Here is a 13,335-nt window from a genome sequence, read left to right on the forward strand (position 1 = left end):
GCGGGAGGCTGGTCCCGCCCGGTGACGGTTCGGCCCGCGCGCTGATAGCGACGGTGAGATGGGGTTGACCCGTCGTGCTGTGGTGTTCGGGCGGGGGACCGGGAGGGGACGCCGGCCTGCAGCATCGACGCCGTGCGTCGATCCCCGTCCCAGACCCTCCTTTGCCGGGGCCGCAAGCGGGCCCCGGCCCCCGCTGGGAGTCTGGTGCTGCGCGGCAGCCGTCAGTCTCCGGGCTGAACCCAGGGAGAGCGCGGACAGGCGGGACTCTGAAAAAGCTTCAGAAGGTGTCAGCGAGGGTGGAGGCCGTACCCGCCGAGGAGCCAAGCTCCTCGGCGCCGTGACCCCGTGTCCGGCTGTCCCGCGGCAGCGCCGATCGGGTCCAGGGCCCGCAGGGTCCTGGCGGAGTGGGGGTATCGGGGGCGAGGCAGAGCCTTGCCCCCGGGGTCACAGGGCGATCTGTCCGTTCCCCAGCACCGCCTTGTACCGTTCCACCTCCTCCGCGACGAAGGCGGCGAATTCCGTGCCCCGCCGCGTGGCGGGGATGGAGCCGCCGTCGGCGATGACCTTCTGCATGGCTGGCGCCGTCATGGCCTTGTCCGTGGCCGCGACCAGCTTCGCCACGATCTCCGGCGGCAGGTTCGGCGGGCCGAAGACGCCGACCCAGCTTGCCGCGTCGATGCCGTCCACGCCGAGTTCCTTCAGCGTGGGCAGGTCGGGCAGGCGGGCGATGCGGGCCTGGGTGCCGGCCGCGATCGGGCGCAGCTTGCCGTCGGCGATCAGCGGCCCGACCGCGGCGATGCCCTCGATGGTCATGTCCACGCGCCCGGCGAGCAGGTCGGCCATGGCCGGGGCGCTGCCGCGATAGGGGACGTGGGTGAACTCCACCCCCGTCTTCTGCGCCAGGGCGGCGCAGGCGATGTGGTGGACGGAGCCGATGCCGGCCGAGGAGAAGCTGATGGCCCCCGGCTTCGCCCGGGCCGCCGCGAGCAGCGAGGCGAGGTCGTGGTGGGGCGAGGCGGCCGGTACCACCAGCAGGTGCGGGTGCACCGCGACCTGGGCGATCGGCGTGAAGTCGCGGGTGCAGTCATAGGGCAGGTTGGAGAAGAGCGCCGCCGCCACCGCGTTCGAGGTGGAATGGCCGAAGAGGAGCATGGAGCCGTCCGGCCTGGCCTTGGCCACGGCATCGGCGGCGATGGTGCCGGAGGCGCCGGAGCGGTTCTCCAGCACGAAGGTCTGGCCCAGGCCGGCGGTGTACTGTTCGGCGGTGGCGCGGGCCATGATGTCGCTGAAGCCGCCCGGCGCGAAGCCGACCAGGAAGCGCACCGGCCGGTCCGGCCAGGGGGGACTGCCGGCCGTCTGCGCCCGCAGCGGCCGCGCGGCGAGGCCCGCCAGCAGGGCGGTGCCGAGGAATCGTCGTGTCGTCATGTGGTTCTCCCGATCGGCGGGCAGGATGGCGCGCGGCGGGGGCGGACGGCAGCCCGGCCCGGCCGGAAAAGCGGCCCCGGCCGCCATCCGCCTGCCCGGCCGCTGGGCGGATGCCCACGCCCGGCGCAGCCGGCGCGCCGGCTCCGCACGCCGGGCCGGCGTCAGGGGGCGAAGAGGAAGTCCGACGCGCCCAGGTCGGTGCGGCCCAGCACCTGGATCGTGCCGCTGCCGATGGTGATCAGGCTGTTGCCGCCGCTGACGGCGATCGCCAGGTCGGCGAAGCTGCCGACCCCCAGGCCCTCCAGCCGGATGACGTCGCCCTCCGCCCGGTTCAGGTCGGTGACCACGTCCTGGCCGAAGTCGATGCCACGGCCGGCGAGCTCGTCCTCGAAGGCGAAGGTGTCGGCGCCGCGCCCGCCGGTCAGCCGGTTGTCCGCCGCGTTGCCCTTCAGCGTGTCGTCCCGGGCGGTGCCGACCGCGTTCTCCACCACCGCCGTGGTCACGTAGCGCAGCGCGCTTTCCACCGCCTGCACGATGTTGGCGCTGTCGCTGTCCAGCGTCACCACGCTGCCGAAGCCCAGGGAGGCCACGAGCCCCTGGTAGTAGGTCTGCATGCCCTCGACCACGGCGAAGACGGGCACGATGTCGGCGGCGAGCAGCGCGTCGCGGAGCTGCGCCCGGCCGGGGTAGTCTTCGCCGGTGGAGGCCGGCGTGCCGTCCAGCACGGCGTCGCCGTCGTTGGCCGGCACGCCGGCGAAATCCCCCGCCTCGTGCGCCGTGTCGTCGGTGAAGAGGATGGCGACGCGGGTGGAGCCGGCGCGGTAGCCGATCTCCGCCTGCCGCACGGAGACCTGGAGCAGCGCCTCCATCTGGGATTCGGGGGCGTCGTTGCCGCCCAGCACCGCCAGCCCGTCATAGGCACGCTGCAGCGCCGCATCGTCGTTCGTCAGCGCCAGGTCGGTGCGGTAGGCGTAGTCGCCGGAGCCGGGGTCGCCGAACGGGGCGATCGGCTTGTCCACGAAGGAGGCCAGGGCGAAGCGGCTGTCCGGCTGCACCGCGGTGATGGCATCCGCCAGCTTCGGCACCAGGCCGCGCACCGTGACGACGTCGTCGGAGAAGGAGCCCGAGAGATCCTGCAGGAACACGACGTCGAGCGGCGTCAGCACCGTGTCGCCGCCGGAGAGGACGATGCTGCGCCCGCCCACGCTGCCGCCGCTGTCGAGGTCCAGAATCAGCGGCCCGGCGGCGGCGGAGGCGTCCAGCGTGTCCGTGCCGTCGGAATCCTCGATGTAGATGCCGGGACCGGCGCCGGCCCCGGCCGTGCCCTGGACGAGGTAGAGGTCGTCCCCGGCGCCGCCATCCAGCCGGTCATGCCCGTCATCGGCGGAGAGGCGGTCGTTGCCCGCCCCGCCCGAGAGGCTGTCATCCCCAGCGCCGCCCGACAGCGTGTCGTCGCCCAGGTCGCCGGCCAGCGTGTCGTTGCCCTGTCCGCCTTCCAGCCGGTCGCCGCCGCCGCCGCCGGCGAGCACGTCGTTCCCACCCAGCCCGTACAGGCCGTTCACCCCGCCATCGCCGGAGAGGCGGTCGGCGAAGGCGGAGCCGTGCAGGCTCTCGATCGCCCGGTAGGTGTCGCCCGCCGCCCAGCCCGTGTTGGCGGCCGGGTCGGCCAGGCTGGCCACCACGCCGGCGGGCGCATCGACATACTGCGCCACGTCGGTGCCGCTGCCGCCTTCCAGCCGATCGGCCCCGGCGCCGCCGTTGAGGAAGTTGGTGCCGGCGCCGCCCACCAGCGTGTCGTTGCCGTCCTGCCCCTGCAGGTGGTCGTTGCCGTCCCCGCCCTCCAGCCGGTCCGCGCCCGCCCCGCCATACAGCGTGTCCGCGCCGGCCAGCCCGACCAGCGTGTCCGATCCGCTGCTGCCGGTAAGGCGGTCGGCGAAGGCGGTGCCCGTCACCCGCTCGATGGACGTGTAGCGGTCGCCCGCCGCCCAGCCGGTGTTGGCGGCGGGGTCGGCCAGGTTGACCACCACGCCGGTGGGCGCGCCGGCATAGGCCACGGTATCCGTACCATCGCCGCCGACGAGGGAATCGGCGCCGTTGCCGCCGACGAGGGTGTCGTTCCCCTCGCCGCCCAGGAGGGTGTCGTCGCCATCCCCGCCGAAAAGGCTGTCCTGGCCGGCCTCGCCGGAGAGGCTGTCCCGCCCCGTGCCGCCCAGCAGCGTGTCCTGCCCGTCGCCGCCGGCGAGGACGTCATCGCCGCCGCCGCCGTCGAGCCGGTCGTTCCCCGACCCACCGGCCGCCGTATCCCGGCTGCCATGGCCGGTGAAGCGGTCGTTGCCCGCGCCCAGGTCGGTGAAGCTGCTCTGCGTGTCGCCCGAGCTGCTGTAGGACGTGCCGCCCGGCGCGCCGCCCAGGTAGGTGACATCCCCCTCCGCCCGCTTCGCGGCCAGGTCGAGGCCGGTCAGCACCACCGTGTCGTCGCCCGCGCCGGTGCTGATGCGGAAGCCGGTGGACCAGTCGGCCCCGTTGGTCAGCATCCGGAGGGTGACGGTGTCGTCGCCCGCGCCGGTGACGACGTTGCCGCGCTTCGCGCCGAGGATCTCCACCACCGAGCCCTCGCCCGCGGTTCCGCCCAGCACCACGTCGGCATGGACGAAGCCGTCCAGCCGCAGGCTTTCGGCCGTGTCGCTGACCGCCTGGGCGTTCTTCACGGCATTCCAGACGGTGGTGGCATCGAAGGCGTGGGCGAAGCCCGCGGCGCTGCCCAGGTGGCGCACCAGCCCGCCGAACAGCGTGGACGGAAAGGGCGGCAGGGCGGGCGGCTGCAGGACGGAGCTGCCGCGCGGCAGGCCGGTCAGCGGGTCCGGCAGGGTGCTGATGTCGGTCCCCGCGAGGTACCACTGCCCGGCCCAGCTATCGTTGCCGAAGAGGATCTGCAGCGTCATGGCCCTGTTCCCAGGTTCAGGGCCTGCGGAACATCCGCTGCCGGCCAGCCTCTGCCGCAGTGCAGCACAGATGAGCGAAGCGTGTCGTCAGGTAAATGTTACAATATAGTTATCCGCCCTCGTCCCTCCCGGCGCACCCGTTCCGGCCTTCCTCACGGGCTTGTAGCCATGCGAAGCGGAATGCACGACGCTAGGGTCCTGATGCCATTGCACGGAGAACGAATCATGGTCGCCCTCTTGCCGCGCCGGATCACGCTTTTCGCCCTGCTGGCGGTGGTCTGCGGCATCCATCCCGCGGCGGCGCAGGGCGGCGGGCAGAACGATCCGAGCTTCAACCTGGTGAACCGCACCAGCGACACGATCATGGAGGCCTATGTCTCCTCCGCCCAGGTGTCGACCTGGGGCCAGGACCTGCTGGGCAACAACGTGCTGAACGCCGGCGGCTCCTTCCCCGTCCGCCTGCCGCGCGGGCAGTGCGTGAACGACATCCGCGTCGTCTATGACGGTGGCCGGGCGGAGGAGCGCCGCAACATCAACACCTGCACGCTGCGCGAGGTGGTGTTCGGCCAGGCGGCCGCCGGGGGTGGCAGCAGCGGCAAGGGCGGTGCCCAGGCCTCGCGGACCGGCAACCCGTCCTTCAACCTGGTCAACAACACCCGCTCCCCGATCCTGGTGGTGCGCGCCTCCCTGTCCAGCGACAGCAGCTGGGGCGAAGACCGGCTGGGCAACTCCACCATCGCGCCGGGCCAGACCTTCGCCATCCGCCTGCCGGCCGGCGAGTGCGACTACGACATCCGCGTGGAGTACGAGGGCGGCCGGGCCGAAGAGCGGCGCAACGTGGACCTGTGCAACGTCAGCACCGTGACCTTCCCCTGATGGAGACTCCCCTGGGGCAAGGCGTCCCCAGGGGCCGTTCCGCCACAGCCATGGTGCCGCGACATCATACCGGCGGCGGGATGAGCTGACCTGTCGTGCTGTGGTGTTCGGGCGTGGGACCGGGAGGGGACGCCGGCCTGACGCCGTGCGTCGATCCCCGTCCCGGACCCTCCCCTGCCGGGGCCACAAGCGGGCCCCGGCCCCCGCTGCGAGTTTGGTGCTGGCTGCTGCCGTCAGCCTCCGGGCTGAACCCTGACGGAACGTGGACAGGCGGGACTCCGAAAAAGGTTCAGAGCGCGTCAGCGCGAGCGGAGGCCGGTCCCGCCGAGGAGCATGGCTCCTCGGCGCCTCGACCCCGTGTCAGGCTGTCCCGCGGCAGCGCTGATCGGGTCCAGGGCCCGCAGGGTCCTGGCGGAGTGGGGGGTACGGGGGCGAGGCAGAGCCTTGCCCCCGGGCCACGGTTACCACGCCCCCAGGGACTCCGGGCATCACGCTGCGCGTCTCAGGAGGGATCCCTCATCTGCGGGGCTTCGCGGCCCAGCATCAGGGCGGTGGCGATTCCGAAGCCGGCAAGCTGGGCTGCCACGACGAGGAAGGCCAGGTCGTAGCTGCCGGTCCAGCTCACCAGCAGGGAGAAGGCCAGCGGTCCGCAGATCGATCCGACGAAGCCGAAGAGGGTCGCGGCGGAGGTCACGTCGCTCACCAGGGGCAAAGGCGCCACGCGTGCCAGCTCCGCCATGTGCACGCCGTTCCAGCCGATGGCGGTGGCGCCCGCCAGGGCCGCGCAGGCGTGGAGCGCCCAGGATGCCTGGTCGGCGGCGAAGACCAGCAGCACGACCGCCACGGCGGAGGCCATCGCCTGCCATGCCAGGTGCCGCAGCACATGCCCTGTCCGGTCGGCCAGCCAGCCCAGGGCGATGCGCCCCAGCATGCTGGCCCCCTGCATCGTGGCCAGGATCCCGCCGGCTTCGGTCAGGGAGGCATCGTGGCGCGTGACGGCGTAGGTGGCCGTGAAGGCCACCAGGCAGGATTGCACCACCGAGAAGGAGGCACCCAGGGCGGTCAGCAGCGGCAGCGAGGGATGCGAGCGCAGCACGCCGACGGCGCGCATCGCCGTGGCGGGAGAGAAGAGCGCGCGGGGCCAGCGCGGCTGGTCCGCCCCCCGGTCGCGGTCCAGCCGCCGGCGGAACGGCTGCACGGCCAGCATCGTGAGCAGGACGAGGCCGATGACGGCACCGATGGCGGCGGGCACGCCCTGCGCCACCACCAGCGGCGCCATCACCAGCCCCGCCAGGGCGCCGCCCAGCGGGACACCCGCCTGCTTGATCGAGAAGATCAGCGTGCGATGCCGCGGCGGTGCCGAGCGGACCAGGATCTGGCTGCCGGCGGGCGTGTTGTGGCCGGCCCCGAAGCCGATGGCCAGCGCCCCCAGCAGCCCGAGCGGGCCCAGGGGCTGCGACAGCACGAAAAGCCCGAGCGCCATGCAGGCCAGGCCGATCTGCAGCGTGCGCACCGGCCCGTGATGGCCGAGCATCGGGCCCCCGCAAGCCAGGCACCAGCAGATGCCGGCCGACGTCATGGCAGAGACGACGCCGATGCCTTCCGGGGGCTGCCCGGCGCGCGCCATGAGCGGCGGGCCTATCAGGGGAATGGCGAGGGAGGCGAAGGAACTGACGATCTGGACGATCAGCGTCGCGGCCAGGGCGCTGGCCCACAAAGGCACTCTCAACGCGCGTTTCCACCCCTCTATTGCCCCGAGTGTGGACCCTGCCCCAGCGGCCGGAAAGTGCGCCGGAGGCGAACGCCGCGGCGCCCTCGCGGCAGCGCCCATCATCCGGGGCGGGTGGGGCGTGCGGAAGCCGGACCGGGGCCCCGTCCGCAGCCTTGCCCGCCCCGGGGTGCTGGCCGGATACCCCCGACCGGGGGCATGATCCGCCGGTGATGCCCGGTCCGGCCGGCCCGGGCCCCGCGGCGTCCAGCCTCCGCAGAACCGTCCAGACGTGCCTTGGGAGCCCCAAACCATGCCAAAGACTGCCTCGAAGCTCCGCTCCCGCGCCTGGTTCGACAATCCGGACAACCCCGACATGACCGCGCTCTACCTGGAGCGCTACATGAACTTCGGGCTGAGCCAGGCGGAGCTGCAGAGCGACCGGCCGATCATCGGCATCGCCCAGACCGGTTCCGACCTCTCGCCCTGCAACCGCCACCACCTGGAGCTGGCCAAGCGCGTGCGCGAGGGCATCCGCGAGGCGGGCGGCATCGCCGTGGAGTTCCCCGTCCACCCCATCCAGGAGACGGGCAAGCGCCCCACCGCAGGGCTGGACCGCAACCTCGCCTATCTGGGGCTGGTGGAGCTGCTCTACGGCTACCCGATCGACGGCGTGGTGCTGACCATCGGCTGCGACAAGACCACCCCCGCCTGCCTGATGGCGGCGGCGACGGTGAACATCCCGGCCATCGCCCTCTCGGTCGGGCCGATGCTGAACGGCAACTTCCGCGGCGAGCGCACGGGGTCCGGCACCATCGTCTGGAAGGCGCGGGAGATGATGGCGCGGGGCGAGATCGACTACGCCGGCTTCGTGAAGCTCGTTGCCTCCTCCGCGCCTTCGACCGGCTACTGCAACACCATGGGCACGGCCAGCACGATGAACTCGCTGGCCGAGGCGCTGGGCATGCAGCTCCCGGGCTCGGCCGCCATCCCCGCGCCCTATCGCGACCGGCAGGAGGTCTCCTTCCTCACCGGCCAGCGCATCGTGGAGATGGTGCGCGAGGACCTGAAGCCCTCCGACATCCTCACCCGCGACGCCTTCCTCAACGCCATCCGGGTGAACTCCGCCATCGGCGGCTCGACCAACGCGCCGATCCACCTCAACGCGCTGGCGCGGCACATGGGCGTGGAGCTGAACATCGACGACTGGCAGAAGTACGGGGAGCAGATCCCGCTGCTGGTGAACCTCCAGCCCGCCGGCGAGTACCTCGGCGAGGACTACTACCGCGCCGGCGGCGTCCCGGCGGTGGTGAACCAGCTCATGCAGCAGGGGCTGATCGCCGAGGATGCGATGACGGTGAACGGCCGCACCATCGGCGAGAACTGCCGCAACGCCGCCATCGAGGACGAGGCGGTGATCCGTCCCTACGACCGGCCGCTGAAGGAGCATGCGGGCTTCCGGGTGCTGCGCGGCAACCTGTTCAACTCCGCGATCATGAAGCTGAGCGTCATCTCCAAGGAGTTCCGCGACCGCTACCTCAGCGACGCGAACGACCCTGACGCCTTCGAGGGCAAGGCCGTCGTCTTCGACGGGCCGGAGGACTACCACCACCGCATCGACGATCCCGCGCTGGGGATCGACGCGCGCAGCGTGCTCTTCATGCGCGGCGCCGGCCCCGTGGGCTATCCGGGCGCGGCCGAGGTGGTGAACATGCGCGCGCCCGACTACCTGATCCGCGAGGGCGTGACCTCCCTGCCCTGCATCGGCGACGGGCGGCAGTCCGGCACCTCCGGCTCCCCCTCCATCCTCAACGCCTCGCCCGAGGCGGCGGCAGGCGGCGGGCTCGCCCTGCTGAAGACGGGCGACCGCGTGCGCATCGACCTGCGCCGCGGCACCGCCGACATCCTGATCCCGGAGGAGGAACTGGAACAGCGCCGGATCGACCTCGCCGCCGCCGGCGGCTACCACTACCCCGCGCACCAGACCCCCTGGCAGGAGATCCAGCGCAGCATGGTGGGCCAGATGGAGTCCGGCGCAGTGCTGGAGCCCGCCGTGCAGTACCAGCGTATCGCCCAGACCAAGGGCGTGCCGCGCGACAATCACTGATCCGTGCCGGCGTAGGGGGCGCCCGTGGCCCGGGGGCAAGGCGCTGCCTCGCCCCCGATACCCCCACTCCGCCAGGAGCAGAGCCCCTGGACCCATTTGGCGCTGCCGCGGGACAGCCTGCGACGGGGTCGAGGCGCCGAGGAGCCATGCTCCTCCGCGGGTACGGCCTCCACACTCGCTGAACGCCTACGAAGTTCTTCTGGAGTCCCGCCTGTCCGCGCGCCGTCAGGGCTGAGCCCGGAGGCCGACGCCCACCGCACAGAACCAACTCCCAGCGGGGACCGGGGCCCGCTCGTGGCCCCGGCAGGGGAGGGTCTGGGACGGGGATCGACGCACGGCGTCGATGCCGCAGGCCGGCGTCCCCTCCCGGTCCCACGCCCCAACACGACAGCACCACGGGGTCGGGTCATCCCGCCGTCGGTATGAGGCGAACGGAACGGCGCCCGGCTGCGCCTATGGAATGACCTTGCCCGGGTTCAGCAGCGCCTGCGGGTCCAGCGCCGCCTTGATCGTCCGCATCAGCGCGATCTCCGCCTCGCTGCGCACGTGGCCGAGCCAGGGCTTCTTGGTCAGGCCGATGCCGTGTTCGGCCGAGACCGTGCCGCCGAAGCGGCGGACCGTTTCGTAGACCACCTCCTGGATGGCCAGCTTCGGCTGCGGCGAGGCGCCGGGCAGGCAGGCGACGATGTGCATGTTGCCGTCGCCGATATGCCCGTAGAACAACGCGACGGCGCCGGGCAGCCGCGCTTCCAGCCCTGCCTTGCAGGCGGTGACATAGTCGTCCATCGCGGCCACCGGCAGGCCGATGTCGAAGGCCTCGTGCGGGCCCAGCACCTGCGGGAACTCGGCGCAGGCGTCGCGCACGCCCCAGAAGGCCTGCACGTCGGCCAGCGACCGCGAGACGGCGGCATCGGCCAGGATGCCCTCCTCCGCCTGCCGCTCCAGCCAGGCCTGGAAGCGCGGCGCGTCCACCGCCTCCTCCATGCCCTGCGCCTCCACCAGCACGTAGGAGGCGTGCCCGCCCGCGACGGGGCCGCGCACGCCCGGCACCCGCGTCGTCACCACCTGCCAGTAGTCGGGCCACATCACCTCGAAGGCGGAGAGCAGCGGCCCCAGCCCCCGCCGTGCGGCGCCGAGCAGGCGGAGGGTGTCGCCGTAGCTGGGCAGGGCGCAGAGGGCGGCCATGGTGCAGCCGGGTCGGGGGAACAGCCGCAGCACGGCACGGGTGATGATGCCGAGCGTCCCCTCGCTGCCGAGGAAGAGCTGCTTCAGGTCGTAGCCCGCGTTGTTCTTCAGCATCTTGTTGAGGTTGCGGACGATCGTGCCGTCCGGCAGCACCACCTCCAGCCCCAGCACCATCTCCCGCGCCATGCCGTAGCGGATGACGCGGTTGCCCCCGGCATTGGTCGAAAGATTGCCGCCGATGGCGCAGGAGCCGCGCGCGCCGAGGTCGAGCGGCATGAAGAATCCTGCCTCCTCCGCCGCCTTCTGCACCGTCTGCAGCGGCGTGCCGGCGCGCACCGTCATGGTCGCGACCGCCGGGTCGATCTCCTCCACGCCGGTCATACGCTCCAGCGAGAGGGCGATGCCGCCCGCCACGGGCAGCGCGCCGCCGCAGAGTCCGGTCAGCCCGCCTTGCGGCACCACCGGCACGCCGAAGCGCGCGCAGAGCCGCAGCGTGGCGGCGACCTCCTCCGCCGTGGTCGGGCGCACCACGGCAAGCGGCCGGACCGGGTCCAGGGTGCTCCAGTCCTTCCCGTTGCGGGCGGGGACCTCCGCCCCGGCCAGGACGGTGCGCGGACCCAGCTCGGCCAGCAGGGCGGCGAGCAGGGCGTCCGCGTCGGCGGATGGGGGCGCCGAGGGGGCATCCGGGGAGGCGCCCGCTGGCGCCTCGATGGGGAGCCCGGTGGGGGCCAGGATGTCGGGGCTCATGGGGTCGCTCCCGCCGCGCCAGGGGTCGGGCCCGGATATCCGGATTGCCGTCCGGGCCCGGATGGCAGCCTATCACGCCGCCCGGGGAGCAAGACAGCCGCGGCCGGCGGCCAGGCCCCTACCTCGATGGCACAGGGCCCGGGCCGCCACATGGCGGCCCCCGGCCTGCGCCGTCTGGAGGGGAGGCATCGCGGCCGGTCCGGAACCGGCGCCGCAGCCGTCATCCCGTCCCACCCTGGCCGTCGGCCGCCCCGTCGGCGAAAGCGGCGCCCCGGTCGGGCAAGGCTGCCCGCAACCAGACCACGGCCGCCACCGCTCCGGCATCGGGCGTGCCCAGGGCACGGTCGCCCAGGTAGCTTGCCCGCCCCAGGCGCGGCCGCATCCCGGCCGTGCCGGCCGCCCCCGCCTCCGCCGCGGCGACCGCTTCTGACCAGGCGGCCATGGGCGCCTGCCCCGCCGCCACGGCTTCGGCGAAGGCCTCGGCGGCGGGGTGCAGGGCGTCGAGCATGGTGCGGTCGCCGGGCCGGGCGCCGCCCAGCTCGGCGATCGCCGCCACGCCGCGTCGCAGCGCCCCGGCCCAGTCCGCCGCCGATGGCGTGGCCGGCAGCCCGCGCGCCGCACGCAGCAGGGCGGTCGCGTAGAAGGGTCCCGAGCTGCCCCCCAGGGCCCGCCGCAGCGTGCGGCCCAGCGCCGCCAGGGCGGTCGGTGCATCCGCCCAGACCGTGTCGGGCATGGCGCGGATCGCGGCGGCGGCACGCGCCATGCTGATGCCCAGGTCGCCGTCGCCGGCGTGGCTGTCCAGCTCCGTCAGCTCCGCCTCGGCGGCTTCCAGCGCCGCCGCCGCGGCCAGGACCGCTGCCTGGATCGCCGGGGCGCCGGCCCCGTGCGGCAGGCCGGGTTCCGGTCCCTGCGGTGGCGCCGCGTCCCCGCCCGGCACCGGCAGCACGGCGCGCTGGGCCGGGACCATGCCGCCGCCGGGCCAGGCCGGCGCCTGCGCCGGGGCATCCAGCAGGCGCAGGCGCGCCGCATCCACCGGCAGCACCGAGAGCGAGCAGCCGGGCATCTCCAGAGCGGTGAGGAAGTTCCCCGTCCAGGCGCGCTCCACGACCAGCCCCCGCTCGCGCAGCCGCGCCAGCGCCCGGCGGGCGATCACGGCCAGCTCCATCGGCGGGGTGCCGCCCAGCCCGTTGACCAGCAGCGCCACCCGCGCCCCTTCACCCAGGCCGCGATCGTCCAGGATGACGTCCAGCATGCCATCCACCAGCGAATCCGCCGGGCGCAGCGGGCCGCGCTCCACCCCTGCTTCGCCATGGATGCCCAGGCCCAGCTCCACCTCGCCCTCCGCCAGGTCGAAGCCCGGGCGGCCGGCGGCGGGGACGGTGCAGGCACCCAGCGCCACGCCCATGGAGCCGATCGCGGCCGCGCCCTCCCGCGCGATCCGGGCGACCTCGGCCAGAAGCAGGCCGGACGCCGCCGCGGCACCGGCCAGCTTGTGGACCAGCACCGTGCCGGCGATGCCGCGGCGCCGCGCAGGCTCGACCGTGTCGCGCAGCGCCACGTCGTCGGCCACCACGGCGATCTCCACGGGGATCCCCTCGGCGCGGGCCAGCTCGGCCGCCAGGCCGAAGTTCAGGCGGTCGCCGGTGTAGTTCTTGACGACCAGCAGCGCCCCGGCGGGGCCGGCGGCGGCCCGGATTCCGGCCAGCACCGCGTCCACGCTGGGCGAGGTGAACACGTCCCCCACCACCGCCGCCGACAGCAGCCCGGTCCCGACATAGCCGGCATGGGCCGGTTCGTGCCCGGCCCCGCCGCCGGAGATCACCGCCACCGGGCGCGCCGCCGGCTCCGGCAGGTCGGCGCGCAGCACGACATCCTCGCCCTCCAGCAACGCCAGGCCAGGATGGAGGTCGGCAACGCCTTCCAGCATCTCGCGCACCACGCGGCGCGGGTCGTTGAGCAGCTTCCTCACGCGTATCCTCCTGTGACCGTCCGGGGAGTCGTGCCCGCCCTGGCGGCTCGTCACCAGCCCGCCGCGAGCGGCAGCCGATCCGGTGCCATGATCCTGCGGAGGTCCACGCCGGCCCAATAGCCCCCATCAGCAGGGTGGCTTCGTGCGGCATGTCTGATCCGCGCGGCGTAATGCGGTGACGTCTGCCGGTTGGCGCCCGCGGCCCGGGGGCAAGGCTCTGCCTCGCCCCCGATACCCCCACTCCGCCAGGACCCTGCGGGCCCTGGACCCGATCGGCGCTGCCGCGGGACAGCCGGATACGGGGTCGAGGCGCCGAGGAGCCATGCTCCTCGGCGGGTATGGCCTCCGCTCGCGCTGACGCCTTCAAAGTTATTCT

Annotated in this window: 7 protein-coding genes; 2 read left to right on the plus strand and 5 right to left on the minus strand. The window is 73.5% G+C overall.

Translation table 11 applies throughout. The annotated features are described in order from the left end of the window. Positions 1–444: 444 nt before the first annotated feature. Both LPC08_RS22865 and LPC08_RS22870 read right to left on the minus strand, forming a co-directional pair. Positions 445–1,425, minus strand: a complete 981-nt coding sequence (locus LPC08_RS22865; protein ID WP_230450523.1) for a Bug family tripartite tricarboxylate transporter substrate binding protein — start codon at positions 1,423–1,425, stop codon at positions 445–447. Positions 1,426–1,586: 161 nt separating this feature from the next. After that, positions 1,587–4,367, minus strand: coding sequence for a VWA domain-containing protein (locus tag LPC08_RS22870; RefSeq protein ID WP_304622045.1), 2,781 nt, complete (start codon positions 4,365–4,367; stop codon positions 1,587–1,589). A 225-nt stretch (positions 4,368–4,592) separates the two neighbouring features. On the opposite strand from LPC08_RS22870, the gene LPC08_RS22875 reads away from it, so the two are divergent. Beyond that, positions 4,593–5,243 (plus strand): hypothetical protein, encoded by a 651-nt coding sequence (locus LPC08_RS22875; RefSeq protein ID WP_230450524.1) that lies wholly within the window; start codon positions 4,593–4,595, stop codon positions 5,241–5,243. A 502-nt stretch (positions 5,244–5,745) separates the two neighbouring features. Here LPC08_RS22875 and LPC08_RS22880 read toward each other — a convergent pair. Further along, a complete protein-coding gene (locus tag LPC08_RS22880) occupies positions 5,746–6,960 on the minus strand; it encodes an MFS transporter (RefSeq protein WP_230450525.1) in 1,215 nt (404 codons plus the stop codon). Between the two features lie 304 nt (positions 6,961–7,264). Here LPC08_RS22880 and LPC08_RS22885 point away from each other — a divergent pair, with 304 nt between their 5' ends. Continuing rightward, positions 7,265–9,058 carry an IlvD/Edd family dehydratase gene (locus LPC08_RS22885; protein ID WP_230450526.1) on the plus strand — a complete coding sequence of 598 codons (1,794 nt, stop codon included), beginning with the start codon at positions 7,265–7,267 and terminating at the stop codon, positions 9,056–9,058. Between the two features lie 453 nt (positions 9,059–9,511). Here LPC08_RS22885 and LPC08_RS22890 read toward each other — a convergent pair whose 3' ends face one another. Next, positions 9,512–10,990, minus strand: coding sequence for an FAD-binding oxidoreductase (locus tag LPC08_RS22890; RefSeq protein WP_230450527.1), 1,479 nt, complete (start codon positions 10,988–10,990; stop codon positions 9,512–9,514). 220 nt (positions 10,991–11,210) lie between these two features. Then, a complete protein-coding gene (locus tag LPC08_RS22895) occupies positions 11,211–12,959 on the minus strand; it encodes a dihydroxyacetone kinase family protein (protein ID WP_230450528.1) in 1,749 nt (582 codons plus the stop codon). Positions 12,960–13,335: the final 376 nt, after the last annotated feature.

The sequence above is a fragment of the Roseomonas sp. OT10 genome (genome assembly GCF_020991085.1).
In the GTDB taxonomy this organism is placed as follows: Bacteria; Pseudomonadota; Alphaproteobacteria; order Acetobacterales; family Acetobacteraceae; genus Roseomonas; species Roseomonas cutis.

Coding starts and splice junctions, on each gene's coding strand:
- LPC08_RS22865 (WP_230450523.1), bottom strand. CDS start 1,425: ATGACGACACGACGATTCCTCGGCACCGCCCTGCTGGCGGGCCTCGCC.
- LPC08_RS22870 (WP_304622045.1), bottom strand. CDS start 4,367: ATGACGCTGCAGATCCTCTTCGGCAACGATAGCTGGGCCGGGCAGTGG.
- LPC08_RS22875 (WP_230450524.1), top strand. CDS start 4,593: ATGGTCGCCCTCTTGCCGCGCCGGATCACGCTTTTCGCCCTGCTGGCG.
- LPC08_RS22885 (WP_230450526.1), top strand. CDS start 7,265: ATGCCAAAGACTGCCTCGAAGCTCCGCTCCCGCGCCTGGTTCGACAAT.
- LPC08_RS22890 (WP_230450527.1), bottom strand. CDS start 10,990: ATGAGCCCCGACATCCTGGCCCCCACCGGGCTCCCCATCGAGGCGCCA.